The 26846-nt window shown below is 34.3% G+C and carries 29 protein-coding genes, 2 pseudogenes and 1 riboswitch; of the genes and pseudogenes, 21 read left to right on the forward strand and 10 right to left on the reverse strand.

What is annotated here, in order from left to right:
• The first annotated feature begins 74 nt into the window (after positions 1-74).
• Both ACXY7N_RS23175 and ACXY7N_RS23180 read left to right on the forward strand, forming a co-directional pair.
• On the forward strand, positions 75-836 hold the full coding sequence (locus ACXY7N_RS23175) for an ABC transporter ATP-binding protein (protein ID WP_016085801.1): 762 nt from the start codon (positions 75-77) through the stop codon (positions 834-836).
• 15 nt (positions 837-851) lie between these two features.
• Positions 852-2699 (forward strand): FtsX-like permease family protein, encoded by a 1848-nt coding sequence (locus ACXY7N_RS23180; RefSeq protein ID WP_098413114.1) that lies wholly within the window; start codon positions 852-854, stop codon positions 2697-2699.
• 487 nt (positions 2700-3186) lie between these two features.
• Here ACXY7N_RS23180 and ACXY7N_RS23185 read toward each other — a convergent pair whose 3' ends face one another.
• Entirely contained in the window at positions 3187-3366 is a 180-nt protein-coding gene (locus ACXY7N_RS23185) for a cold-inducible protein YdjO-related protein (protein ID WP_000289926.1), read from the reverse strand.
• A 239-nt stretch (positions 3367-3605) separates the two neighbouring features.
• Positions 3606-3746 (reverse strand): annotated as a pseudogene (locus ACXY7N_RS23190) (helix-turn-helix domain-containing protein); the annotation flags it as partial.
• A 277-nt stretch (positions 3747-4023) separates the two neighbouring features.
• Here ACXY7N_RS23190 and ACXY7N_RS23195 point away from each other — a divergent pair.
• Together ACXY7N_RS23195 and ACXY7N_RS23200 are read left to right on the forward strand one after the other, a co-directional pair.
• Positions 4024-4203: a hypothetical protein gene (locus ACXY7N_RS23195; protein WP_000924670.1), complete on the forward strand. Its 180-nt coding sequence runs from the start codon at positions 4024-4026 to the stop codon at positions 4201-4203.
• An 88-nt stretch (positions 4204-4291) separates the two neighbouring features.
• Positions 4292-4913 (forward strand): annotated as a pseudogene (locus tag ACXY7N_RS23200) (hypothetical protein); the annotation flags it as partial.
• A gap of 40 nt (positions 4914-4953) precedes the next feature.
• On the opposite strand, the gene ACXY7N_RS23205 reads toward ACXY7N_RS23200, so the two are convergent.
• Complete coding sequence (locus tag ACXY7N_RS23205) at positions 4954-5925, reverse strand: Rpn family recombination-promoting nuclease/putative transposase (RefSeq protein ID WP_098506178.1); 972 nt, start codon at positions 5923-5925, stop codon at positions 4954-4956.
• Positions 5926-6097: 172 nt separating this feature from the next.
• Here ACXY7N_RS23205 and ACXY7N_RS23210 point away from each other — a divergent pair, with 172 nt between their 5' ends.
• On the forward strand, positions 6098-6781 hold the full coding sequence (locus tag ACXY7N_RS23210) for a DUF7003 family protein (RefSeq protein WP_098506179.1): 684 nt from the start codon (positions 6098-6100) through the stop codon (positions 6779-6781).
• 65 nt (positions 6782-6846) lie between these two features.
• On the opposite strand, the gene ACXY7N_RS23215 is transcribed toward ACXY7N_RS23210, so the two are convergent.
• Both ACXY7N_RS23215 and hpt read right to left on the reverse strand, forming a co-directional pair.
• Positions 6847-7749: a diacylglycerol/lipid kinase family protein gene (locus ACXY7N_RS23215; protein WP_016085807.1), complete on the reverse strand. Its 903-nt coding sequence runs from the start codon at positions 7747-7749 to the stop codon at positions 6847-6849.
• Positions 7750-7831: 82 nt separating this feature from the next.
• The gene (hpt, locus tag ACXY7N_RS23220; protein WP_016135533.1) at positions 7832-8359 is read right to left on the reverse strand and encodes a hypoxanthine phosphoribosyltransferase; all 528 of its coding nucleotides are present in this window, start codon (positions 8357-8359) and stop codon (positions 7832-7834) included.
• Between the two features lie 161 nt (positions 8360-8520).
• On the opposite strand from hpt, the gene ACXY7N_RS23225 reads away from it, so the two are divergent.
• From ACXY7N_RS23225 to ACXY7N_RS23250, 6 genes are all read left to right on the forward strand, one after another.
• Positions 8521-8736, forward strand: a complete 216-nt coding sequence (locus tag ACXY7N_RS23225; protein ID WP_016085809.1) for a hypothetical protein — start codon at positions 8521-8523, stop codon at positions 8734-8736.
• 183 nt (positions 8737-8919) lie between these two features.
• Positions 8920-9252: a hypothetical protein gene (locus ACXY7N_RS23230; RefSeq protein WP_016135532.1), complete on the forward strand. Its 333-nt coding sequence runs from the start codon at positions 8920-8922 to the stop codon at positions 9250-9252.
• A 176-nt stretch (positions 9253-9428) separates the two neighbouring features.
• On the forward strand, positions 9429-9920 hold the full coding sequence (locus ACXY7N_RS23235; protein ID WP_016085811.1) for an LPXTG cell wall anchor domain-containing protein: 492 nt from the start codon (positions 9429-9431) through the stop codon (positions 9918-9920).
• Positions 9921-10010: 90 nt separating this feature from the next.
• On the forward strand, positions 10011-10631 hold the full coding sequence (locus ACXY7N_RS23240) for a class D sortase (RefSeq protein ID WP_016136886.1): 621 nt from the start codon (positions 10011-10013) through the stop codon (positions 10629-10631).
• Between the two features lie 39 nt (positions 10632-10670).
• On the forward strand, positions 10671-11360 hold the full coding sequence (locus ACXY7N_RS23245; RefSeq protein ID WP_098506182.1) for a response regulator transcription factor: 690 nt from the start codon (positions 10671-10673) through the stop codon (positions 11358-11360).
• Positions 11357-13225 carry a sensor histidine kinase gene (locus ACXY7N_RS23250; protein WP_016135530.1) on the forward strand — a complete coding sequence of 623 codons (1869 nt, stop codon included), beginning with the start codon at positions 11357-11359 and terminating at the stop codon, positions 13223-13225. The genes ACXY7N_RS23245 and ACXY7N_RS23250 overlap by 4 nt, the downstream gene beginning before the upstream one ends.
• A 208-nt stretch (positions 13226-13433) precedes the next feature.
• Here ACXY7N_RS23250 and thiT read toward each other — a convergent pair whose 3' ends face one another.
• The gene (gene thiT, locus ACXY7N_RS23255) at positions 13434-14102 is read right to left on the reverse strand and encodes an energy-coupled thiamine transporter ThiT (protein ID WP_016085815.1); all 669 of its coding nucleotides are present in this window, start codon (positions 14100-14102) and stop codon (positions 13434-13436) included.
• Positions 14103-14188: 86 nt separating this feature from the next.
• Positions 14189-14290: riboswitch (TPP riboswitch) on the reverse strand.
• A 194-nt stretch (positions 14291-14484) separates the two neighbouring features.
• Between thiT and ACXY7N_RS23260 the strand changes: the two genes are divergently transcribed.
• The 8 genes from ACXY7N_RS23260 (at position 14485) to ACXY7N_RS23295 (ending at position 20129) form a co-directional block, all read left to right on the forward strand.
• On the forward strand, positions 14485-14712 hold the full coding sequence (locus ACXY7N_RS23260; RefSeq protein ID WP_488592626.1) for a FeoA family protein: 228 nt from the start codon (positions 14485-14487) through the stop codon (positions 14710-14712).
• Positions 14709-16697 (forward strand): ferrous iron transport protein B, encoded by a 1989-nt coding sequence (gene feoB, locus ACXY7N_RS23265; RefSeq protein WP_088084456.1) that lies wholly within the window; start codon positions 14709-14711, stop codon positions 16695-16697. The genes ACXY7N_RS23260 and feoB overlap by 4 nt, the downstream gene beginning before the upstream one ends.
• Positions 16698-16713: 16 nt before the next feature.
• On the forward strand, positions 16714-16881 hold the full coding sequence (locus ACXY7N_RS23270) for a FeoB-associated Cys-rich membrane protein (RefSeq protein WP_000989597.1): 168 nt from the start codon (positions 16714-16716) through the stop codon (positions 16879-16881).
• 423 nt (positions 16882-17304) lie between these two features.
• A complete protein-coding gene (locus ACXY7N_RS23275; protein ID WP_000110287.1) occupies positions 17305-17970 on the forward strand; it encodes a PspA/IM30 family protein in 666 nt (221 codons plus the stop codon).
• A gap of 81 nt (positions 17971-18051) precedes the next feature.
• On the forward strand, positions 18052-18456 hold the full coding sequence (locus ACXY7N_RS23280) for a DUF350 domain-containing protein (RefSeq protein WP_016085820.1): 405 nt from the start codon (positions 18052-18054) through the stop codon (positions 18454-18456).
• Positions 18457-18477: 21 nt separating this feature from the next.
• A complete protein-coding gene (locus ACXY7N_RS23285) occupies positions 18478-18984 on the forward strand; it encodes a DUF4178 domain-containing protein (RefSeq protein ID WP_000051753.1) in 507 nt (168 codons plus the stop codon).
• 12 nt (positions 18985-18996) lie between these two features.
• On the forward strand, positions 18997-19812 hold the full coding sequence (locus ACXY7N_RS23290; protein ID WP_088084455.1) for a DUF4247 domain-containing protein: 816 nt from the start codon (positions 18997-18999) through the stop codon (positions 19810-19812).
• Between the two features lie 98 nt (positions 19813-19910).
• Positions 19911-20129, forward strand: a complete 219-nt coding sequence (locus ACXY7N_RS23295) for a hypothetical protein (RefSeq protein WP_088084454.1) — start codon at positions 19911-19913, stop codon at positions 20127-20129.
• A 95-nt stretch (positions 20130-20224) separates the two neighbouring features.
• On the opposite strand, the gene ACXY7N_RS23300 is transcribed toward ACXY7N_RS23295, so the two are convergent.
• On the reverse strand, positions 20225-21097 hold the full coding sequence (locus ACXY7N_RS23300; RefSeq protein WP_016135528.1) for a YitT family protein: 873 nt from the start codon (positions 21095-21097) through the stop codon (positions 20225-20227).
• A 188-nt stretch (positions 21098-21285) separates the two neighbouring features.
• Complete coding sequence (locus tag ACXY7N_RS23305) at positions 21286-22320, reverse strand: YdcF family protein (protein ID WP_016085825.1); 1035 nt, start codon at positions 22318-22320, stop codon at positions 21286-21288.
• Between the two features lie 710 nt (positions 22321-23030).
• Between ACXY7N_RS23305 and ACXY7N_RS23310 the strand changes: the two genes are divergently transcribed.
• Complete coding sequence (locus tag ACXY7N_RS23310) at positions 23031-23804, forward strand: S-layer homology domain-containing protein (RefSeq protein WP_016135527.1); 774 nt, start codon at positions 23031-23033, stop codon at positions 23802-23804.
• Positions 23805-23886: 82 nt separating this feature from the next.
• The gene (locus ACXY7N_RS23315; RefSeq protein ID WP_033659789.1) at positions 23887-24120 is read left to right on the forward strand and encodes a spore germination protein; all 234 of its coding nucleotides are present in this window, start codon (positions 23887-23889) and stop codon (positions 24118-24120) included.
• A gap of 167 nt (positions 24121-24287) precedes the next feature.
• On the opposite strand, the gene cydB is transcribed toward ACXY7N_RS23315, so the two are convergent.
• Both cydB and cydA read right to left on the reverse strand, forming a co-directional pair.
• Positions 24288-25316, reverse strand: a complete 1029-nt coding sequence (gene cydB, locus ACXY7N_RS23320; RefSeq protein ID WP_000017650.1) for a cytochrome d ubiquinol oxidase subunit II — start codon at positions 25314-25316, stop codon at positions 24288-24290.
• A complete protein-coding gene (cydA, locus tag ACXY7N_RS23325; protein WP_016085828.1) occupies positions 25306-26655 on the reverse strand; it encodes a cytochrome ubiquinol oxidase subunit I in 1350 nt (449 codons plus the stop codon). The genes cydB and cydA overlap by 11 nt, the downstream gene beginning before the upstream one ends.
• Positions 26656-26846 lie beyond the last annotated feature (191 nt).

Here is a 26846-nt window from a genome sequence, read left to right on the forward strand (position 1 = left end):
AAAATGGGTTAAGAAATGCTCGGAAAATATGTAAGGAAAATAAAAATAGGAAAAAGAAGTGTAGGAGGATATATATGAAAGCATCGGTTGTAGAGGTAAAGAATGTACAAAAGGTATACGGTAAAAAAGATGAGAGTCAATCACATGCACTAAAGGATGTATCGTTCTCAATTCAAGAGGGTGAATTCGTTGGAATTATGGGACCATCTGGTTCAGGAAAAACAACGTTATTGAATGTAATTTCTACATTAGATAAGGCAACAGGTGGAATTGTTGAAATTGCTGGAATAGATATTACGAAAATGAAGCAGGGAGAATTATCAGATTTTCGCTCAGAGAAACTAGGGTTTATCTTTCAAGATTTTAACTTACTTGAAAATTTATTAATCTATGAAAACATTGCATTACCGCTTTCTCTGCAAGGTGTTCATTCGAAAAGAATTGAATCAAAGGTGAAAAAGGTAGCAGAAATGTTAGGGATTTCAGAGATTCTTCAAAAATATCCGTCCGAAGTATCTGGTGGACAAAAACAACGCTCGGCAGCGGCCCGTGCACTTGTACATGAGCCAGCCATTATTTTAGGAGATGAGCCAACAGGAGCGCTTGATTCTAAAAATGCGAAAAGTTTATTAGAGTCGATGACCAACTTAAATGAAGAACAGGATGTTTCGATTATGATGGTTACACATGATCCATTTAGTGCGAGTTACTGCCGACGTATTTTATTCATCCAAGACGGAGAACTGTATAAAGAAATTCATCGCAGAGGTACGCGTGATGAGTTCTATAAAGAAATTTTAGATGTGCTTGCGGATTTAGGTACACAAAAAGCATAAGAAAGAAGGTTCAACATGTTATTCAAACTTTCCATGTCGGGACTAAAAAGTAAACGAAAAGACTATATGGTTTTATTAGTTGGGCTTATTATGTCTATTTCAATTTTTTATATGTTTCAAACGTTAGCGTTAAATAAAACGTTTATTGAAGGGAATTCAATGGACGGGATTTTTTCCGTCTTTCAAACGGGCTCATTTTTATTAGGTTTTATTACATTATTTTACATTTTGTACGCCAATTCATTTTTATTATCACTTCGGCAAAAAGAATTTGGTATGTATATGGTATTAGGGGCAAAAAAGCATAAAATTACATTGCTCATGTTTATTGAAACAATTGTATTAGGAATAGTATCTCTTATAGTAGGTGTGATAGTCGGTATAATCTTGGCACAAGGTGTTGGACATTTACTGATGAAGGAGATGGAATTTACTGGAGGTGGTTATCATGCATTTTATGTACCATCAATCCTTGTTACTTTCATCTTTTTCATTTCCTTATTTATGTTATCAGCAATTATGAATGGTATGAAACTAGTGCGTAATTCTCTATTACAACTTGTTCACTCCGATAGTCAAACAGAGCGTACGCCTACTAAAGGAAAACTAACAAGTATAGTAGCACTTTTATCGATTATTTTATTAGCAGTTGGCTATGTTTCGATGATTTGTATGAAGGAGCTAAAGGAATCAGGATTTATCATTGCAACAATTACAGTAACATTAGGAACTTATATGCTATTTGCATCATTCCTTCCCATTATTATTAACAAATTAAAAGCGAATAAAAATCGTAGTGAAAAAGGAATCAATGCGTTTACGTTTGCACAGTTAAGTTTTTCTATTAATAGTTTAACGAAAGTATTAGCGACAGTTGCTATGTTAGTGGCTCTCGGTGCGGGTGCAATCTCCAGTGGTATGGCGTTAAAAAATAATGTCACAAATATGGTGGAGAGTGCAGAATACTATGATGTCGAAATTAAAAATCCCACAGCAGAAGAAAAGAAAATATTAGATAGTATTACATTTAAAGAAAAGAATGAATATCGATACAAAGTAGATGAGCAGTTTATTTATCAATTGAAAGAAGATTTGGAAAGAAATCGTCCGCTAACACGTACTGGAAAGGACGAGAATAGTAGCCGATTCATTCCTGTTTCGAGGGAACTAGTTGCGGGATCCGTTTTAAGTCATAGCCAAGAAAAAAATGAGAATAATACCAATGTAATTCCAGAAGAGTGGGGAAATGTTTTACGGTCTCTTCAAAAGACATATATGAATCCTAGTCAAAAGATACAAATTGTAGATCAAAAGATGTATGACGGGATACAAGGTAAAGAAGAAATTATAATACTGGGGAAAACGGACCATTTTATAACGTATAAAGAAGAATGGAAAAAAATCGATGAATTAGAATTAGATAAATATAAAGATATGAAAGAAGTACATCTTTTGAGTAAATATATGCTGTATGAAGGATATTACAGTACTTACAGTGGCACAGTATTTATGGGGTTTTTCTTAGGCATAGCTTTCTTAGCGATGTTGGCAAGTTGTTTAATGTTTAAAATTCTTTCTGGTGCTTCAAAAGATATTACGCGTTATCAAATGCTTCGTAAAATTGGTGTGCGTTATGAACTATTAACGAAATCAATTTATAAAGAGTTACTTTTCGTTTTCTTGTTCCCAGCGATCGTAGGTATAATGCACGTATTAGTCGGAATGAACATGTTCTCGTTCTTAATAGATAATCCATATTTCCGTATTTGGCTGCCGATTATTATTTTCTTAGTCATTTACGTGTTTTATTATTTCATTACAGTTCAATTGTATAAAAAAATTGTCCTTCCGAAAGAAGTGTAGTATATAAGCCTAGATATAAATCTAGTAAAAGTTTATATTAGAGTGTTTTGAAAACATATAGAAATGATTGTAGCGAATTGATTTAATGAATATAGGGGTATAAAATATGACGGAAGATTTCCTGATATATTACTTTTGTTATAAGAGAGGATACACTATGTTATTGATTTCTTAACATCATTTCGATAGGAATTATGACCGGGATGAAAGTAGTAGTTTTTGGGATAGTAGAGAGAAAAAGGTTTGTATATGTATTGTCCTAAGTGGAATGGGAGGATTAGAAAGGGGAATTCTGCTCCTTTTTATTCAAAATGTAATTTGTTTTTTAGTAAAGAATGATAGTTGGAATGAGTTTGAGATATTGAAAAAGCTTTGCGAGGATACGCAAAGCTTTTTGTATAGTTTATTTTCTTTCGATTCACATTGTAAATAAGGAGAAAGAGAATCCTCTATGTTTCAGTTTATAAAAGGTGAAGAAGAGAATTTATTATATCTTTTGTAATAAGCGTTCGCCGCTTTCCATATCGCTTTTGCATAACGGACATTTCGGTTCTGCTTCTAATGAAAAGTTTTTACGCATCCATCCACGGCAGTTTTCTTCTTGGCACTCCCATACAGCAATTGCTTCTGGTTCTTCTACAGGTTTATCATTTTTTCTCCAATACATGTGATCGCTCCCTTAAATTGAAAAGTTTTTCAGAAAAACAAAAAAGGTTGTTAACGATTTTGTTAACAACCTTCTTTGTATTAGTTCATTATACTTTGTTTTTTGGAAAAATGCGAAGGTTAGTAATTGTTAAAGTATAGAGGAATAAGGATTATATAAGCTAAGGATTATAAATTATCGTTGAAAGCTTTGGTAATCATTCAATTTGACACGGTGTGTGACGTCAACCTTCTCCTCATTTTTCTACCTTTTTCAATTTCTACTAATGTTTTTTTCGATAAACCAATAACTTCTGACATTTTTTCTTGTGATAAATCATTTTCAACACGGATAAGTGTTAATTTGGAATTAACGAGTTCAATAAATTCTTGTTTATTTATAATGCCACTCCTCTTTTGTTATAGTGTAAATTTATCGAAACAATAGGGATGGTAAGGAACAAGAAGCAACTATTAATGAAGTAGGTAAATTAACAAAAGGTTCGTACTGGAATATGCTTACAAAGGGAAAGTTTTTACATGATAAAATGCAAGTAATGATGGGTATGACTCCTGATGGACGAAGCAAAGTTAGGATTGTAAGTATGAATCCGATTCTTAATGAGAGAATTAGATTTGTTATTTTATGGTAAAATATAGGGGGAGGGGGGAGTAAGTTATGCTACTCATTGTTAGCCTTATTTTAATTGGAATCATGTGTAGTATGAGAATAGTATCTTTACATATGATAGAACGAGATAAGATAGAAGAGCGATACGTATATTGTCCAAAATGTGATGCGAAAATTAGAAGAGGGAATGCTGCTCCTTTTTGTTCGAAATGTAATTTAATATTTTAGTTCAAGTAAGTCCGCCGAATCACTTTGTATGGTGCTGGATTGTTCTTTTGAAGAAACCGTTGGGAAATTTCAGTGCTATTTCAAAAAAACGAACTGTATTACTTCTTTATACGAGCGACATATACCAAAGTTAAGAACAGACTATGAAAAAGGTATCTGGATTCACTGTGTGGATGATATTTCATTATTAAATAAGTGGGAGGAGAAATATCGAATTTTTCCTGAATATATGAATGTGTTTGTAGAATATGGGAGTGTAAAGGATTTCCCATATTTATCAGATAGAGAGAAAAAAGAATTAGCCCTTAAAATCGTTCATACTGAAATGTGATTGGGATATAGAGATGTTAGAAAAAGCATACAATAAGGTACTGGATTTGGATTATAAAAATGAATTTATTTATATAAAGAAGAGTAGTCCAAATAAAAAATATGTATGTAGTATAATTTGGCAGCATGAAGTGATGTATGCTGATATGTACTTAGAAATAAGGGAGTATAGAACGAGACGACTAATCAAAAAGGAAAAGCTTATTAGAGAAGAAGATATGTATAAAATGTCTAATCATGTTAGTGACGTGGCTTGGAAATTAAACCATAAAGTAATGTTGATGAACGACAAAGAGAAAACTATGTGGATGTTAACTTTTTTAGAGAAAAACGATCCAGATAATTTAGTTTGGAAGATTGAACGAATTGAGGAAAGTTGATAAAAAAGAGCTTGAAACAATTCAAGCCCTTTTTTTATTACTATTTATGTCCTAAAATATGTTCAACCTCATGCACACTTAATTTACTTGCCTTAGCAATCGTTTCAAGTGGCATACCAAGATCATACATGCTTTTAATCATTTGCATTCTTCCCTGTTGGACACCTTCTTTTCGACCTTGTTCAATGCCTTGTTCAATGCCTTGTTCAAGCCCTTGTTCAAGCCCTTGTTCAAGCCCTTTTTCAATTCCTCTTTTTATTCCTTCTTGCTCTGCGTGAGCGAATTTTGCGGCCTCATCCATTAGAACCTTCTCCCTTGCGTCATAAGCTTGTCGGAAAGAAGAATCTTGACTCATACGTTCCCATTTATTTATCGCTTTTTGTAAAATAGGATCTTGGTTCATAGCAATATCCTCCAATGTTTTAGTTAAGTGCTCATCCTCATTTGCTGAAAGCAATAAAAGCCAACGAACAAATGGATCTTTCCACGGATTTACTTTTTCTTCATGCCATTGTTCTATTAATTTTGGCATTTCTACAATGTGAATCTCTATGTCATCACTCAAGAGTTTTTGTTGTTGTGTATTCCATAACGTGCCCGTTGTATGAAATTCTTTGTGATCTAAAAACATTATGAAGTTTAATAAATTAATGGTGATGGTTTTACGAAGTGCACTATATGGCATGCCTTTTTGTAATTGAGATGTGTATAATTTTCCCCAATAATATAAACTGCGTTTCATCATATCGTGATTATTATTAAGTTGTATTTCTACATTTATTTTTGTTCCCGTGTTTAACGTAGCTGAAATGTCTAGAATTGATAACTTATCATCTTCATATTCCCGGTGTAAATGTGGATCTTCTAATTGTAGAGAAGCGATGGGTGACTCTAAAGATTTTTGTAACATCGCGTTTAAAAAAGTGATTAGAATATCTTCACTATCATTTGTACCAAACAATTGTTTAAATGCAAAATCAATGCGTAAATTAACTAACTGTTGGTTGAACAAAGTTTGTCCTCTCCCTTATATCAAGGTGCTTCTTTCCTTCATTTTACCTAAAAATAACTAGAGCATGCAAATAGAGCATTCTGCTATTTTTAAGTAGCATTATTAGAATGTCACAGGCAAGAATGGCTATGTTATACTCTAGTGAAATTGAAAAGTTTATATAGAGGTGAAGATGATACATATGCAAAAAGGTATTTTGAAACTATTAGATAAAAAGCAAAGTAAGTATGAATTTCCTACCCTTGATAATGAAGATATGGCTATTTCGCAAGTGAAATTCTCTCTTTTCTTTAAAGATAATAAGGATTGGTTAATGGTGTTTCAGGTTGTTGGTGTAGGATCATTAGGTGTATGTAATGATATTCAAATATATGGTGATGGAGTGGATCAATTAATTGGTGATGATGGCATTTTGCAATTAAATGATGGAGATTATGAATTATTTGATGATGAAGGTGAATTTGTATTGGATATTCATAAAGGTAGTGTGAAAATTCGTGATCATCATTTTGAATATGAATTTACAGAAGAAGATTATGTGAATCATGGAATAGAAGTACAAACGACAGAGTCTTATCCAACATATTTCATGCGTGTGCTTGCTACTAATGATGAAGCTCGAAAATTAGTATGGTGGGATAAAGAAGAAATTTTAGAAGAGTGCGGTTTAGAAGGTGATTGGGAAGTAGCGTATGAAACGGAAGAATGGCAACATGTTGAGGACGAAAAAGTAAGTGAAAATAAATTCTTCCAATCAGTAGCCGCTGCAATAGAGAAGAAAGATCCAAGTGTTATTGTGAATAAGAACGCTAATACACATTGGAAAAATTGGGTGGAGTTTGATTATGAAAACTAGGTTAAAATACCTTTCTAATAAAAAAGACGAGCTAAAATGTTAAAACTTTAGCTCGTCTTTTTGTATTACACAACCGCAGGATTATAAATCATCGTAAAGTGCCCTTGCAATAATTCAATATGACAAGGTGTATGAAGCGAGCTTTCTCCATCTGTATCTACTTCTTTTTCTTCCTCTGTTTCAATATGAATGGATTTCGCTTTTACGTGGAAGATATCATTTTCATTTGAGTCTTCAAATAATTTCTTTCCGATGTAATCTTTAAATGCTTGAATCCCTGTTGATTTTACAACGAAAATATCAAGTGTTCCGTCGTCGCATTTTACGTTTGGGATAAAGGAAGGAATACCACCAAGATATTCACCATTTCCAACCATAACAAGGACAGCTTCGTCTTCATATACTTGTCCGTCGTACGTAATTTTTACTGGGAATGTTTCAGCATTTTTGACAGTTCGAATGGTGCTTAGGTAGTAACCAATTTTACCAAGCTTTGCTTTCTCTTCTGCATCGATATTGTTTGATACTTCAGATACGAGTCCAATACCCCAAAAGTTTAAGAAATGTTGTTCGTTTGCTTTTGCGACGTCAACTGGTTTTACATGTTCCTTTGTGATAAGCTTTGCTGCTTCTGCAATATTTTGCGGAACACCGAGTGTGCGAGAGAAGTCGTTGCAAGTTCCGCCGGGAATAATTGCAAGTGTAGGTCTAGTTTCAAGAGGTGCTAAGCCGTTTGTGCATTCAAATACAGTGCCGTCACCACCAAAGACGATAATTAAATCTACTTTACTAGCAAACTCTTGGCAATATTTTGTTGCATCACCTTGCTTTTTCGTATGAAGGATATGTAAGTCAGGAAAAGCTGCCGCAAGAGGTGGTACGATTTTCGTTAAGTTCGTATGTAAATCGCCTTGCCCTGCTTTTGGATTTACGATGAGGAGTACTTTTTCAAATTTTGTTTTTGTCATTTTATTCTCTCCCTTTGTCTTTTACGAATCGTGATAGAAAATAAACTTCCATCAGTAATTGATGAAAGTTCATTCTATTATATTATTCCGTTACAACTGAAGCGATAAATGGTAAGTTACGATATTTTTCTGCGCAGTCGATACCGTAGCCAACGATAAATTCGTCTGGAATTTGGAAGCCAACATATTCAGCTTTTAAGTCTACTTTACGACGCTCAGGTTTATCAAGTAACGTACAGAATTTCAACGCTTTCGGTTTATGCATAAAGAAGTGATCTTTTAAGAAGTGAAGTGTTAAACCAGAATCGATAATATCTTCTACTACAATTACGTTTTTTCCAGTAATGTTTACGTCGATATCTTTTAATAGTTTTACTTTTCCAGTTGTTTCTGTTTGATTTCCATAGCTAGATGCAGAAATAAAGTCGATTGTTACATCGTTTTTAATGTGACGAATTAAATCAGCAGCGAATACGAAAGATCCTTTTAATACAGCGATGACTATGATTTCTTCTCCTTCAAAGTCACGTTCGATTTGAAGTGCTAGTTCTTTTACTTTTTCTTGCAATTGTTCTTCAGAAATTAAAGTGTCTTTTATTTCAATATTCATTGGAGTCCTCCTACAGTGTAAAACTTGCGAACATTTCGACTGTAAAGGATAGAAAGGAAAAAGTCAAAGAAGACATAAGGTTTTTACAAAAATCCCCACAAAATAGTCAGATGATATGATATACTGATTATATTAAGAAAACGCTTCCATAAAGGGTGATTATGATGAGAAAGAAAGAGTATACAAGTGCAACATTTATAAAAGCATTACTTTTAACAATTGTTCTTGGTAGTTTGGCTTACATAATTGATGTACCAGCGATTCGGATTTCACTAATTGGAATGACTTTAGTATTAGGCGCAATTTCCCACGGTATGATGTCACAGCTGCAAGAAGCTGGAGTCAATCATATGAAAGATCATATAGATGAGAAATGAGAAACCTTCACGTATAGAGAGTGAAGGTTTTTTGTTTCTTACAAAAATGTAAGGTAGTTGTAAGACAAATCGATAGTTGCATAGTAGTGTTTTGGATAAACTATAAGTGTAAGGTAAAAGGCAAGCATATTTTAGGTAAATTAAGTTTTAGGCACTCTATATGTGAAAAAGGAGTAGGAGGGCATGGAGAAACGTTGGACGACCTTTTCTTTTTTAGCAACTAGCAACACCGTAATGCTAGCTGGCGAAATGGATTTTTTGCACTTGTTTGATCGAGAAGATGATCATTCTTCTTCTAAATTTACAATGAAATGGAATAAATGGAGCGAGAGTTGTAGGTTTGAAGAAGAGACCCCTAATGAAGAGCAAAAGATTATTTTGACAAACCCTATTAAAGCGTGGATCGTTCAACGTCGTAAGTGTAACGTCAAAAATCACTTCAAGAAAACTGAGCCGAGACAATTAGTTATCGCTCCGGCCCGTTCTACTTCTAAATCACGCGAAAGTAACATGTAAATATTGAGACACACACCCGAAAAAACATCGTATATATTGCGATGTTTTTTATTTTTCTACAATGAAATCTTTAAATGAAATATATTTTATCTGCATCTTATATTTATATCTCTTGTTTATTCTAGTGATACATCCGATGCGAAGTGATGTAAAACGTATAAAAGGAGAGAAATAAAATGAAAAAGAAACTATTACCAATCTGTGCGATGGCACTTTTAACAGTAGGATATTCTTCAGTAGCGAGTGCGGATACTGGAACAGTAACAAAGGAAGAAGCAACGCAACTGCAACAAGATAAAGCGAAAAAAGAAGCAGCGATTAAAGAACAGCAAAAAAGTGAAGAAGAGAAAAAGAGAATGGCGCAAGAGCAGTTGAAAAATGATATGGCTAAAAAAGAGGAAGCGATAAAAGCTGGACAAAAAAGTGAAGAAGAGAAAAAGGGAATAGCACAAGAACAGTTAAAAAATGATATGGCAAAAAAAGAAGCAGCAATTAAGGAACAGCAAAAAAATGCTGCAGCAAAAAAAGAAGTAGCAAAGCCGGTTGTACAAGGTGAAAAATTACCAAACACTGCATCAAATAATGTAGTAATGATGGGGTTAAGCGCGTGTCTTGTCGCAATAGGTACATTATTTGGTTTGAATCGTCGTAATAAAGTTAAGGTGTAAATAAAATATTGTCCTATAAAGAGCGGGAAAATTTCACATATTAAAAATGGTAGGTTATTCCTACCATTTTTTTGCATGGAGGGATGAAAATTGAAGTTACTTAATTATATCGGAATCATATTGATGGCCATCGGGCTATTTATGGGATCATATTACGCAGTGGAATGGTATAAAGGAAAAAGCTCTGCTCAACAATTAACGAAAGAAGAAATAAAGAGCCTTAACAATATACAAGATAATAAACTTTCTCACGAAACATCTGTAACTTCTCAAGTGCCTTCTTCTCAAACAGAACATAAAGAAGGAGAAAAGGTAGCGATATTAAATATACCCAAAATAAAGAAGAAGTTTTCTATATATTGGGGAGCGGATGATGCAACTTTGAAGAAAGGGGTTGGAATGTTCGTTAGTGATGTAACGACAACGCCATCTGGAGGTGGACATACTGTACTAAGTGGGCACCGGGATACTGTATTTACCGATTTAGGGGAGCTAAAAGAAAAAGATACCCTTGTTTTAGAGTATGATAATAAAATTTACACATATGAAATTCAAAAGACATGGATTACCCATGCGGATGATCGTACTGTTATTATAAAAAAAGAAGAACCGATATTAACACTGACAACTTGCTATCCATTTGATTATATAGGGGATGCACCAGATAGATATATTATCGAAGCGAAGTTAACTGCGAGCTATGCAAAATAAGATTGTAGTTTTTGAAAGTGGGAAGGGGATACATAAGTTATGGCAAAAAACATTTTAATTGTGGAAGATGAAGATATTTTGCGTGAAATATTAAAAGATTATTTTTTGAGTGAGCAATATATAGTGTTTGAAGCAAGAGATGGGAAAGAAGCTTTAGTTGTATTTGAGCAAGAAGAGGTGGATTTAGTTATTTTAGATATTATGTTGCCGGAACTTGATGGGTGGTCCGTTTGCCGAAGAATCCGTAAGACATCTGAGGTTCCTATTATTATGTTGACGGCGCGTGTAGATGAAGACGATACGTTACTTGGATTTGAACTTGGGGCGGATGACTATGTGACGAAGCCGTATAGCCCACCAATTTTATTAGCAAGAGCGAAAAGGTTGTTAGAAAGTAGAAAAGTAACAAAGCAACTTTTAGAGAATGAAGATGATACATTATTAATCCATGGTATTCACGTCCATTTTCCGTCACGTACTGTTACGGTAGATAAAACAGACATTAATTTAACACATACAGAATTTGAAATATTAGCGTATTTTATGAAAAATCAAGGGATTGTTTTAACACGAGAGCAACTCATTTCAAGAATTTGGGGATACGAATTTGCCGGTGATGATCGAACGGTTAATAGTCATATTCGTAATCTAAGAAATAAATTAGGAGCGAAAGCAAAATACATTACAACTGTAGTACGCACCGGATATAAATTTGAGGGGAATGTATGAGAAAAGGGATTGTACTAAAATTATTTACTCTCACAACGGCACTATGTATGTTAATTTTAGCGACGATATTTATTGGACAAACGATATTTTTTAAACAATATTATGCGAATCGAAAAGTGGAAGATATTAAAGTGAATTTAAATTCCTTTGAACAGAATTATTTAAATAATGCCGGAAATGCAGAAGGAATTCAGAAGCTGGAGCAAGACTTTTTAAGAGAAAATAATACGTGGATTACGACATTAGATCAGAACGGGAATTTAAAACATGCAGATGATTTTTATTTTGAGGTAACGATAGATCGTAGGCAACAGAAGAGTTTTGGACATCAAATATTCAAAATTCCCTTATACAATCTCGTCAATATTGAGGAGATTGATAATAAATCATCAGAACAGTTTTTAGGCCAAGAAATTTATTTTTCTGGAATGAAAAAAGAAGATAGTTTTATTCCATTCACTTTCTCGTTATCTAAGCAGACTTTAAGCGGATGGAATAAACCGTTAGAAAAAGCATTTAAGGAGAAAATGAGTAAATTAGATCAGGAGAAAAAGAAAGCAGCGGGTGAACAAGTTGGTAAGGAAAAGAAGCCGGTCGTTCAGGAGCAAGTTGCCCAAGAACCAGCTGCCCAAGAACCAGATGCTATCATAGGAGGGCGTGTTACGAAAGTACAGTTTCCAGATGTAAAAGGCCCCGTAAATCCAATTTATAAAAACACTTTATTTTTGGATAGCATAAAAGAATTTCAAACGGATGTAGTACTAAAAGAGGGTAATCCAATAGAGTATTCAACAAAGACAATGGACTATGAAAAAAATGATATAAAATATAAATTATTAATGCAACCGATAAAAGAAAAAGACGGATCCATAACATATATATATGCGATGGCTTCCTTACAGCCTGTAGATGAGGCTGTACAAATGGTACAAGATTATTACATCTACATCATTGCATTTGTAGTTGTTCTTATTTTTCTCGCTTCGTTCTATTACTCTAAACAAATCGCAAAACCGTTATTAAAAATAAATGATACAACGAAGAAAATAGCGCATTTAGATTTCACAGAACAAATACCGATCACTTCAAAAGATGAAATTGGTGATTTGTCGAAAAATATTAATGTATTATCCAATAAGCTCCATTCGCATATTGGACAGCTAGAACAAGATATTGAAAAGGAAAGAAAGCTAGAAAATACGCGGAAAGAATTTATTTCTGGTGTTTCGCACGAATTAAAAACACCGCTGAGCATTATGAAAAGCTGTATTTCTATTTTAAAAGATGGAGTAGCTGAGCATAAAAAAGAGTACTATTTTCAGGCAATGGAACGAGAAGTAGATAAAATGGATACGTTAATTTTGGATATGCTTGAGTTAGCTAAATTTGAGTCAGGTACATATAAAATGAAAATGGATTCATTTTATATCGATACAGTAATTGAAGATATATGTGAACACCTTTCTGTAAAAATAGAGAAAAAAGAACTTCGTGTTCATAAAAATATAGGTCCATTTGAAGTGATAGCAAATCAAGGCCGGATTGAACAAGTCATCGTGAACTTCATTACGAATGCCATACGTTATACACCAAATAAAGAAGATATTATTATTTCTACAATAGATGAAAAAGATCGTATAAAAGTATGTATTGAAAATAAAGGTACTCACATTGAAGAAGAACAATTAGATAAAATTTGGGATCGTTTTTATCGCGTGGATGCAGCTCGCCAGCGTTCGCAAGGTGGAACAGGTCTTGGGCTTGCCATTTCAAAGAATATTTTAGAACTACACGGTGTTGAATATGGAGTAAAGAATACAGAAGATGGTGTATTATTTTATTTCTACTTATTGAAAAAAGCGTAGATGATGCATGCTACGCTTTTTTAATTTATTTTCATATTATCTTTACCTAATCTTTATTTTTAAGCGATATAATCTGATTAGAAAATGAGGTTATGTAAGGAGTCGATGAACCGTGCATAGCAATTGGCTAAGTATAATGGTATTTATTTTCTTTTGTGCATTTATTGTATTTTTAATTGATATTACGATATGAAAAAAAGAGCGCTCATTAAGCGCTCTTTTTGTTTGAGTTTAGTCGATAAGCATTGATACTCTTGAATAAACGTGGTGAAGTGATAAATAAAAAGATAAGTAAAACGGTACATAGAATATAGGAACCAATCATTGTACTACCATTTACGATTAATGAATATAGCACAGCTGATTGACCTTTCGGTGCATATTGTCCCCAAAAAATAATACCGGCAATGAAGTGACAGAAGTAGCGAGCAAAGCTACCAACAAATGTAGCAACAATAATGTAACCAATAACTTTCTTTCCTTCGTTTTGTTTTGAAGAAGGTTTGTCTTTACGGCTACCTAAATTGGATTGGTCTTCGCTATTTTCATTGGATGTTAAAAGTGCTTTTTGAATTGGACGATAGAATAAACCAGCAAATCCAATGAATGCGAAAGCAACGAAGTATTCAATGAGTACTTGAATTGGTGTGACGATAATGGCATCGCCAACGACAATTTGTAATAATCCCCAAATTAAGCCTCCTAAGAAAGCCATTTTGAAGCCCCAGCGGTATGCGATAATAAAAATAGGAATCATAGCGAATGAGATGGAACCGCCTGTTGGAAGTTTGATTGATAATGGTAAAATGTCGATGACCAAGGCGAAGGCTGCAAGAATGGCAGATTCGATCATCGCTTGTAAATTGGTGTTACGCATGTTGTCTCCCCCTAAATCCAAGTTGTACAAAAAAGAATAGGTATCATAGGAGGATACGAAATACGTAAATAAAAAAGAGGTATGTATTTCGGACGTTTGCACAATCCCTGCGTTAGCATTAACTAACAGGTTCGAAGGGTCGGAACGAAGTGTTCCCTCTCAGCGGCATGGCTCCCCCTGTGATAACGAGATTCTTTATTTGCTATTGTTTATTGTAAGCGAAATGGATGAGAATGGCAAATGAATCAAGTATGACAATAATTGAAATATAATTGTATTGAAATGTTAATAAATATGAAGCGAAAAGATATAGTCCAAATGAAATAGAATATGCTATAATTTTTTTGAAAATAATTATCATTCTCTTCTGAGGGGGAAGGTTATGAGCTTAGTAGATATTAAAATTGGCGAGAAAGTGTTAGTAAAAAGTATTCAGTCTTTAGATCAGTTATTAAAGCGTAGACTAGCTACTTTCGGTCTTGCGGAAGGAAGCGAACTTCGCTTGAAACAGAAAGCGATGTTTAAAGGTCCTTGTACATTGGAGTGTCGTGGACAGTTAATTAGTATTCGTCATTGTGACGCGAAAATGATAAAGGTGGAATTAGCGTGAATAAGGTAGCTTTGCTAGGGAATCCGAATACAGGGAAGACATCATTATTTAATGCACTTACTGGTTCTTATGAATATGTAGGAAACTGGAGTGGTGTAACAGTAGAAAAAAAGGTTGGTAAATTAAAAGATAAGCAAGGAACATTAATTGATTTACCAGGAGTGTATGATTTGAATCCAGTTTCACGTGACGAAGGTGTCGTTACGAATTTTCTACTAACAGACGAATTTCATCATATGTTAAATATTGTGGATTCCTCGCAGTTTGAACGAAATATGCATTTAACGTTGCAATTACTTGAATTTGGAAAACCGGTTTCAATTGGATTAAATATGGTCGATGTGGCAAAGCAACGAGGCATTGTAATTGATGTAAAACGGTTATCAGAACTATTAGGTGTAACAGTCGTTCCTGTCGTTGCAAGAAGCGGAAAAGGCTGTGAAGAACTGCTTACTACTCTTAAAGAAAATGACAAAAATGAGAAAAAACCATTCATTATTTCATATGGTGTACCAATGGATGAAGGAATTGGAGAGGTAATCGCTCTTTTAGAGACAGTGAATTATAAGCATCCGAGATGGTTAGCCCTTCAATTTTTAAGCAATAACGAAGTAGTAGAAAAAGAAATGAAAGCATTACCAATTTATAAGGAACTTGTAGCCATTCGATCTCGCTTAGAAGGAAAACTCGATTGTACGTTAGAGGAGCACATTTACAAAACTCGTGAAGCGTATATTGAAAAGTTAAAAACAAATGTTATGAAGCATGAGAAAGAAGGAAAAATTCCTTTTTCGGAAAAAATCGATAGGTTAATTACACATAAAATTTTAGGACTTCCAATCTTTTTAGCAGTTATGTTTTTTATTTTTCAGGTTACGTTTACGTGGATTGGTACACCTTTATCTGATATGTTAGATGGATTTTTTGGCGGGCAGCTTACGGATTGGGTAACGGCTGGACTCACAAGTATTGGTGCTTCTGACTTTATTCAAGCACTCGTTACAGAAGGTATTATTGCTGGTGTTGGTGCGGTATTAGTATTCGTGCCACAAATCTTTGCACTATTCTTTTTCATTTCATTATTAGAAGACTCAGGATATATGGCGCGAATTGCAGTTGTTATGGATAGAATTATGGAGTTCTTCGGTTTAAACGGAAAAGCATTCATTCCGATGATTATCGGTTTTGGATGTAATGTTCCAGGTATTATGGCAGCGAGAACGATTGAACAAGAAAAAGAAAGATTACTTACAGTGCTTGTAACACCATTTATGTCTTGTTCGGCACGTTTACCTGTATATGCGTTATTTGCGGGAGTATTCTTCCCTCATAGTCAGGCAACTGTTGTGTTCTCTTTATATGTTGCAGGTATTGTTCTAGCGTTATTAGTTACAAAAATTATGTCTCTGACAATTTTAAAAGCGGAGAAGTCTATTTTCGTCATTGAACTACCTCCTTACCGCGTGCCGCAAGCGAAAACGTTATGGCTGAGCACATGGGAGAAGGGGAAAGGATTTGTTCGTAAAGCTGGTACATTCATCTTCGGTGGCTCGGTTGTCATTTGGTTATTAAATTATGCAGGTCCATCAGGATTTGGTGTTGACATGGGAGACAGTTTCTTAGCGATGATTGGTGGATTTATCGCACCACTATTTGCACCGCTTGGCTTTGGAACTTGGCAAGCTGGGGCATCCCTTTTAACAGGATTTTTGGCAAAAGAAGTTGTCGTTTCAACAATGGCGATTATTTATGCGGTTAAAGAAGATGTGCTAGGAAATGTAATGGGAGCACATTATACAGCGTTATCAGCGTATGCATTTATGTTCTTTGTTTTATTATATGTTCCGTGCTTAGCGACAGTAGCTGTTATTAGACGTGAAACGGGATCGGTGAAATGGACAATTTTCTCTGTCGCTTATCCATTAGTTGTTGCTTATGTATTAACGTTCATTATATACCAAGTTGGATCCTTACTCGGATTCTAGAAGGAGATGTATTGTGATGATGGTCAATATTATAATTGGAGCTATCATTTTTGGTTATGCAGCATATACGCTAGTGAATTTTGTAAAGAGAAGTAAAAAAGGAAAATGCGCAGCATGTTCTTTAAATAAGTCATGTCAGTCACAAACTTGTAGTCCGGATATGGAGCAAATTGCTCATAAATAACAAAAAAGCTTTGCGAAATTCGCAAAGCCTTTTTTGTTTCACTTTATAGTAAATACAACTTTTGTATTAGTCTTTACAGTATGAGAAGCTTGTTTGTTGCTTCTGGTATTAGTGTATAAAAAATATTGAAACGTAACTATCGAGTTAGCCTACAGTAACATTACAATAATGTGATTTAGTGAAAGTTTATAAAAATAATTCAATTCTGAAGAGGATTAATGAGAATATATTAGGAATACAATGTTTTATCTGGAATGTCATATTATATTGGCTGTATTTTGGAAATAACATGTAAGGACATATTAGTTTTGTTATAATAAACACATAGGTTGTAAAAATGAATATTCTTTACTGTAAAGGGAGATTTTTCAGTTTTCCAAGTAGTGAATTTGAAATACGAGGTAAGTCATAGGAGGAATTAGAATGTCTGTATTTAAACGATTAAGAGATTTAACAATGTCAAATGTATATTCACTAATTGAAAAAGCGGAAGATCCAGTTAAGATGACGGATCAATATTTACGCGATATGCAAGCGGATGTACAAGAAGCTGAGAAAAGTGTAGCAGCTCAAATCGCGCTTGAGAAGAAATTCAAAATATTATTTGAAGAGCAAGAAGCACTTGTGAAAAAACGTGAAGAGCAAGCTCATATGGCTGTTCAAGCAAGCAATCTTGACCTTGCGCGTCGTGCTCTTGAAGAAAAACAAAACGCAGAACAAAAGATGAATGAGTATAAAGCAAGCTATGAGCAAAACAAAGCTGCTGCTGATAACCTTCGCCTGAAGCTAGAAGAAATGCGTAAGCAATTAACAGAGCTGAAAAATAAACGTGAAACACTTGTAGCACGTGTAAATGCGGCGAAAGCACAAAAGAATATTAATCAGGCGATGTCTGGATTTGATTCAAATTCAGCAAAAGCTGGTTTAAGCCGTATGGAAGAGAAAGCTCTTCAATTAGAGGCTGAAGCAGAAGCAAGCGGTGAAGTGTACAAAAAAGAAAAATCATTAGATGACGAATTCGCAAGCTTAAACAAAAATTCTGCTGTTGACGATGAATTAGCTCGTATTATGAAGCAGTATGAGAAATAATATAGAATAGAGACAAATGAACCGACATGTCTAAATAAATTCATGTCGGTTTTCTATTATCATTTAATAGGAGGTTTTGCAATGACATGGACAAATGTGTTAGCCATGCTTGTATGGACTGGAGCAAGTGCAGTACTTTTATTTGCAATTATGTGGATTGATTCAATTTTTACTAAATACAATGATTTAAAAGAAATAAAGAATGGAAATACAGCTGTAACAACGCGTTTCGTTATGAAATTATTCGCGCAAGGGTACATTTTATCTCAATCTATAACGAAAGCAAATGACTTATGGCAAGCGCTACTTGCATCAGCAGTTTCTTTCGTTATTTTATTAGTGGTAGAAATGTTTATCGAATTTGTGTTAAAGAAAATGTCTGGCTTAGATTTAGAAGAAGGTACGAAAGAAGGCAGTGTCGCCCATGCGATGTTGGCTGGATCATTACATATCGTTGGTGCACTTATTTTAGGTGCTTGTTTATAAAGAGAGAAGGAGGGGTAGATCGTGAGTTTATTTAAACGAATTAAAAATATAATGAAGAGCCCAGAGCCGCCGAAACCAGAGAAAAGTTTGTTAACGTTAGCTCCTGGCGATATGATTGAAGTTTCATTAGTCATGTATGAATTAACTGGGAAAACGAGTATGCATTCTCGTAAAGAAATTGTTTTAACGTTGCAAGACGGGAAAGATATTCGTTATTTAAAAATTGAAGACCGTGAAAATACGTATTACAAATTATATACACCAATTGATGGTCGTTTAGATTCTATTGATGAAGTTCCGACGACAATTGAAATGGATGATACAGAGTACCATATGGAAGAGCAATATAACGGACGTGTTGTTGTGATGGGGAAAACACCATTCTCTGCTTCAGAAGAACAGTACGTATGGGAATTCCAATCAGATAACCGAAAATTATTGCGTATTGAATGGCAAAATGGTCGCACAATGATGTATGAGGGAGAAGCAATTATTCCTGCTGATGTACAAATTATAAGAGCAACGTAAGGGGGCGTAATCATGTCAAACCGATTGTTTACCATGATTAAATCGTTCGTAATCCCTATACTTGCTATCGTTATATTACTTGTTGTTGCTGGATATGCCTTATCAGGTTGTCAAGGCGGGCAGACAAAGTCGATTCAAGACCGTTATCCACTTGAATCTGTCGCAAAGGAAGGTAAACAAGAATCTTACGTGTATAGGGCCGCCAATCGGTCAGTTCCTGAAGTCGCAAAGGAACTTATAGCCGAAAGGAAACCGAAGCAAGCATCTAAAGAAGACGAAAATCAAATGTTCCTCGTTTATTCTGATAAAATGTATAATTTGCAAAAGGATAAAGAGAAACCATCTGATACGTTAATTGAAGTAAGTAATGAAGAATTTGTCCGTCAAAATTACCAACCATCCTTCTTGCAAGGATATATTATGGGAAGTATATTAAACGATATATTCGGTTCAAAAAAATCATCATCCGGTGATTACCGAGGGTATAATGACAGACAAAATCATAAACCAGTTATTCCAGAAAGACCACCTACGAAAGAAGAAAAGAAAACCCCTCCTCCAATTACGAAGGAAGGGAAAGGATCTATCATTAAGCGAGGCGATAATGTAGATTCGAGATCTTCTGTAGGAGATACAGGAAGTATTACGGAAAAAGGAAGTAATACGCCTCCACCTTCTACTGGAAGCAAAGGAAAAATTACAAAAACACCAGGTGGCTCGAGCGGATCAGATGTGAAGCCGAAATCATCTATTAAAACGCCGCCAAGGAATACATCTCCCCCGAAAACAAGGGTTGGTGGTTCAGGAAAGATTACGAAGAGAAGATAGTTATAGAGACCGAAAAGTGGAATTTGCTTTTCGGTCTTTTCAATATGGAAATTAGTTCCTTTTAGCTGGTACAATTAAGTTATAAGGAGGAGAATAGTATGACTATATATAAAAGGTTTAGTTTGATTATGTTCCTCGTCTTATTCCTCAGTTTGTTTATTAGCACAACGATGAAATTTCACTTTGTAGTAGGTATTCTATGGATACTATGTACATGTACTCTCTTTCTATATGTTAAGCTTCGCTTTCAACAGAAAGTGCCCGCCTTTCAAAAATACGTAGCATGGATTAAGAACGGAGGAAGATGGGGGAAGTGAAATGATATCGGCGATTATTGAAATATATCGACCGCAATTTCATAATAAAAAGAGGGTGCACCAAATTGCTGGCGCACCCTCTTTTTTTATAATGATTAATGAATATCACGTTTCTTAAAGTTACCGCCTTTTACTTCTGCTACATCATAAACTGTAATGAAGGCATTTGGATCGATTTCATTAATTAAGTCTTTCATTTTACTTTCTTCTAAACGGTTAATTACGCAAGAAATTTCTTTAAATTTCTCTCTTGAATAACCACCGTATACTTCGTTATACGTTGCGCTTCGGCCTAAACGATCGCGAATTGTTTCTACCATTAATTCAGGCTCTTTCGTGATGATTTTAAATGTTTTCGAACCACTTAAACCAACTTCAACGATATGAATCACTTTCGAAGCGATAAAGTAAGCAATTGCCGAAAGGATAGCTCCTTGAAGGCCGAATACTGTTGATACGAAAATAAACACGAACATGTTTAAGAATAAAATAAGGTCACTTGTTCCAAAAGGTAACTTACGAGAAAGTAATACAGCTAGCATATCGATTCCATCTAATGCGCCGCCGTTACGTAATGCTAGTCCCATACCGAAACCGATAATAATACCACCAACAACTGTAACGAGTAATGTATCACCTTCAATAATAATTGGTATTCCGTGCATGACAACGGTACCTATTGCTAATGAAGCAATCCCGATAATAGAATAAATTGCAAAACTTTTACCAATTTGTTTGTATCCTAACCAAACGAAAGGAATGTTAATAACTGCGATTAGAGCTCCTAATGGCAATCCAAATAATCTTGAACTAACGATACTTAAACCAGTCACACCACCGTCTGATACGTTATTTGGAATTAATACCGATTCTAATCCGTACGCTGTGATAAATGCCCCAATAATAATCATCAAAGCTTTTGAAGCGATTTTTAGCTTATTGGGCTTGTTTTTGATAATTTTCTCCATGTAATTTCCTCGTTTCAAACTAGTTTCTTATTTGTTACGTAATTCACACCTAAATTCCATTTTAACATTTAATTTGAAAAAATTCTCCTTTAATGGATGTATGCAGGGAATATTATCACCATATTATCTTTAAAATATTTTTGAAATAAGTATAAGAAATCCCATCCTTATGAAAGGATGGGAGAATGTTAAGAAACAATAAAACTAAGGACTGTTAGGAATAAAGCGAAACCTAAAATAGTCCCGCACACTTTCATATGGCGCTTACGTCCCATTACAACAATTGCGACATATTCACGAATCATTGCGTTAGGCCAATAATAAAAGGCTGTTTTTGATCCGATTCCTTGGCTATTAAGGCCAGCCTGTCTTGCATATATACCAGCGCGGAAAAGGTGGAAATTATTTGTTGTAAAGATACTTTTATATTTACCTTCTGGTTTTAAAGAATCCATAATTTCTTTAGAGAACGACATGTTTTGATATGTGTTGACAGAGCGATTTTCCTGTACTGTATGTTCAATTGGAATTCCTTTTTCAACAGCATATTTTTGCATTGCTTCTGCTTCAGGAAGACCTTCATCTGGACCTTGTCCACCAGAGAAAATGATTGTTGGTGGTGTATTTACAGAGGCTTGTTTCCAATAAAAGTCGATTGCTTTATTAATGCGACTTGCAAGTAAAGGTGGTACTTTATCATTAATTAAGCCACTACCAAGAACGATGATGAAATCTTGATTACGTCTTGGTCTATTGAATTGGTATAAAAAATACGCGCTTAAGAAGTTAGATAAATGCACAAAGAAATACATAGTTATAAGAGATATAGCAGCAAAAATAAATTGAAAATGCTCTGAGAATAAACTTGCTGGATTTATAATAGGGAGCATTATAAAGAATAAAATCCCTAAAGCAGCAATTAAAGTTAAAGAGTTTGTGAAGCGTCTTCCTTCACGTTGCATTAAAATTTTTGCATTAAGAAATAGTCCAAACATTAAAGCGACTATAGCAAAAGGTATCATTACAATTAGCGCTAACATGGGAATAATAACAATAAAATGTAAAGAATTACTACCAGACTCATAAGAGGCTATAGCGCAAAATAATAGAAATGAACAGAAAAAGGCATTAAATAAAAAGCCATTTATTATTTTTCGTGGATCTTTTAAATATGAGATAAGAAAAATAATAAACAATATAAGAGGAATGATTCCAAAATACATAAATATAGTACACCTCAATTTGTATAAGAATTTGACATACCTTTTATATTACATGATTTTATAATTAAAAATGAAAGGAAAAATGATTTTGAATTTTCTCAATAAAATATATGGATACATATGTTAAAATGTATGAAAGGCGATATATTAAAAGTAAAATGGTTGAAGAGGCACTCTATGGAGTGTCTTTTCTTTTAGGTATGTAATTATGCATATTATATTTATTTTTAAATGAAGAAGATTAAAATATAAGTTATAGGCAGACTTTATAAAGCAGAATTTAATACAAACATTTTCCTCTACTTTTTGTATCTAACAATCGTATAACAATAAATAATTCTGTTTTATAGTGTCTGTTTATGAAAGGTGTCTTCTTTGAAGGCACCTTTTTGTTGTTTAGTATAGATAGTTTTCACTGTTAATATAGTGGAAACTATCTATACTAAACATTAGCAATCTTCCGTATAAACATTATCAATTTACTATATATTCCAGTGGTGTTAACCTACATATGAAAGGCTTTCTTTTTCAAAATATTACCCCTAATAAATTTTTGAAGAAGTCAACTGTCTCCAAAATTGCCATTCATGCTTAGCAAAAAAGAATCCTACTGGATTCTTTTTTGTGTTCGACATAATATGACAAATTGTATTTTTATAATTTGTTATTATGTTAAATGGTTATTAAGAAAAGTAAAAGGGGATCTTAGAATGAATTTAAAGAAACTATTTTTAACAGGCGCGATTGTCGTAACAACTGCCTTTACATCTATTGGAACGGCACAAGCAAGTATTATCTTCAAAGATGTTCCAACAGGGCATTGGTCTTATAAAGCAATTTTAGATTTAACAAGCAAAAATATTGTTAGTGGGTACGGAAATGGAATTTTTGGGTTTGGTGATGATGTGACTCGTGAGCAAGTTGCTAGACTTATGTATCTCCAGCTAAAGCCGGAATCGAAAGAGAATTACAATAATCCGTATAATGATATTAATGATCATTCAACAAATTTTAAAAAGGAAATTTTAGCATTAACAGAAATGGGGATTTTTGCAGGGGATGAAAAAGGAAACTTTAGACCAAAAGCTTCTTTGACTCGTGAAGAAATGGCTCAAGTGTTAACAAATGCATATAAATTAGTGGCAAAATCGGAGCATACATTTGTAGATGTAGATAGAAAATCATGGTCGAATAAAGCGATTAGCGCTGTGCAATCTAATAAAATTGCCGCGGGAACAGGTGATAATATGTTTTCACCTAAGATGAATGTGACTCGTGAACAATATGTACAGTTCTTATATAATGCGACATTACCATATGAGGAAAGACCAGGAGCAAATCAAGAGCCAAAGCGCTTTGCTAATTGTAAAGAAGCAAATGATGCTGGATTTTATGATATTACAAGAGATAGTCCATACTACGGTAAGCATTTAGATCGTGATGGCGATGGAATTGCTTGTGAGAGAGAGAAGAGCGGTAAATAAGAAAAAGCACTCGTCCTGAGTGCTTTTTCTTATGGAAACATGCTATTTTTTTAGGCGATTCTCATAAAATAAAAGTAACGAAATGAAAGTAGGTGAAAAAATGCCGTCAGTTGTGGAAGGTGTTATTATTGAAAATTGTAACGGAATAATTAATTTAGGTGATAAATATAATGTGCAACCAATTGAAAAAACGAAAGCTTATAATGGATCGGGATCATCGAATACAGGAATGAAAGTACAAACATTTAGTGGTATTAGTACAGCGGATGTAGGGGACAACGATGTGTATGATCAAGTAATCCAATCTACGTTATAATTTTTATATGCAAAATTGCATAAAGTAACATGTTTGTCCTGTGATACAATCTAGCTGTGAGCTGTTAATGATTCTTCTGTATTATAGTTGTTAGATTGGAAATATAACATCTTATCGAAAATCATACGTATAAAAAAGACACTTCTAACGAAGTGTCTTTTTTCACCTTAGTGATACCCTTTAGCAGAGTCTTTATGAATTTTATTTTTAAAGATACTGTAGCTCCAAAGTTGATATCCAATAACAATTGGTACCATAACCATTGCAACGAAGAACATAATTTTTAAGTTTAATTGACTGCCAGCTGCGTTGTATAACGTTGTACTATAAGCATCATTAATACGAGATGGTAACATTCTTGGGAACATACCTGCAAAGCCAGTTGTCATAAACATTGCGATTGTTAAGCAAACGAATGTGAATGCGAGACCGATTTTATGTTTGTACACCATAATAAGTGCGAGTACACTCATTAACATGGCAAGTACCGGAAGAATGAATAGTACCGGATATTCTGTGAAGTTTTGGAATAAATTTGTACGATTTGCAGTTGCTACATAGAAAATAGCTAAAATGATAGCAGCTGCCATTGAAAATGGTCTTGCGATTTTATAAGCACGATCAGATACTTCACCAGTTGTTTTAATCATAACCCAAAGGGCACCAGATACGACAAATATAGCAGTGAAGAACAGACCTCCTAAAATACCGTAATGATTTAGTAAGCTAAGTAAATTTCCTTCATAGCCATTTTTTCCGATTTGTAGTCCATAATAAAGGTTAGCGAACGTAACTCCGAATAAGAAAGCGATTAGGAAACTACCAATTGTAAATGCCCATTTACAAGTTTTTTGCCAAATTGGTGAATCATCTTTATGCATGAATTCCAGTCCAGCGGCACGAGCAAATAGTGCAAGTAATACTAAAAATAGTGGTGTATATAGGTAACTAAACATATTTGCATATGTGACTGGGAAGGCAGCAAATGTTGCGCCACCAGCTGTAATTAACCATACTTCATTACCACCCCAGAACGGGCCAATTGCTTCTTGTAATTGATTTCGTTCTTGTCGGTCTTTCGCAACGAACGGGAAAATCATTCCGTTACCAAGTGCATACCCATCAAGAATGAAGTAAACTGTCCAAATCACGCCCCATAAACCAAACCAGATGATTGCAAGCATATCATGAGACATGAGCTGCACCTCCCTCAGTAGCAGGTTCTTCTAATGCTGCTGGTCCTTTTTTCGCGAACTTCAGCATTAAGTATACGTCTGCGATTAAAAGTAAAGTGTAGAATAAGATTAAACTAATTAATGAGAACCAAATTTGTGGGACAGATATAGGCGATACAGATTCTGCTGTACGCATTAGTTTATAAACTGTCCATGGTTGACGACCTACTTCGGCGACAATCCATCCAGCGTTAATTGCGATATATGGTAGTAAGACAGACCACATTGTAATTTTTAAATAACGTTTTGAGTTTTCTAGTTTTCCTTTTCGGTTTAAATAGAAACCGAACCAAGTTAATGCCATAAAGAACATACCAAGTGCAACCATTAAGCGGAAGCTATAGTACACGAGGTTAACGTTTGGACGATCTTCTTTTGGAATATCTTTTAAACCAACAATTTCACCATCAAATGAGTTTGTGTAGAAGAAGCTTCCTAGTTTCGGAATCGTAAGGAATTCAAAGTTCTTTTCGTTTTTCACATCAGGAATTTGAATAATCGAGAAGCCTTGTCCTTTTCCAGTTTCCCAAACAGCTTCCATCGCAGCACCTTTAGCTGGTTGATATTTAGCGGCGGATACACCAGATTGATGTCCCATAAATGGTGTAACTGTTGCGGCGAATAAACCTAACAGTAACCCAAACTTAAATGATTTTTTGAAGAATTCCACTTCATTTTTACGTAATAAGTGATAGGCACTAATTGCCATAACGAAGAAAGCACCAACAATATAACAACCAATTACAGTATGGAAGAACATGTTCCAAGCATATGGATTTGTAACAAGTGCCCAGAAATCATTTAATTCAGCGCGGCCATTACGTACTACGTAGCCAACAGGGTTTTGCATAAAGCCGTTTGCTGTAATAATCCAAAGTGCGGAAATATTTGTTCCAAGTGCAACCATCCACATACAGAAGGCACGGAACTTTGGTGAAATTTTGTCTTTACCGAATAACCATATTCCCATGAAAGTAGATTCTAAGAAGAAGGCAACAAGTGCTTCGATTGCGAGAGGTGATCCGAAAATATCTCCCATATATTTGGAGTACTCAGACCAGTTTGTTCCAAATTGGAATTCCATCGTAATCCCGGTTATAATCCCCATTACGAAGTTAATTGTAAATAATTTCCCCCAGAAATTTGCCATTTTGCGGTATGTTGGATTCAATGTGCGGGCGTATTGAGTTTCCATACATGCTACCAAAATAACAAGTCCGATTGTCAAAGGTACAAATAAAAAGTGATAAAAAATAGTAATTGCAAATTGAAAACGACTCAGTAACAGAACGTCGGACATAATAAATATTCACTCCTTTTTTACATTATCTACAATCAGTTTATAGTGAAAATGTGGTTAAAGAATGTGAGACTTGTTACAAAGCTGTGTGTATATTTTGAAAAAATTATGGCGGTTATCTGAAAATATCTTATTTTTACTATAAAACAATATTCTTTTTGAGTTTTTTAAATTTTGGTACACTATATAAG

The sequence above is a fragment of the Bacillus sp. 5w2 genome, from assembly GCF_054353775.1.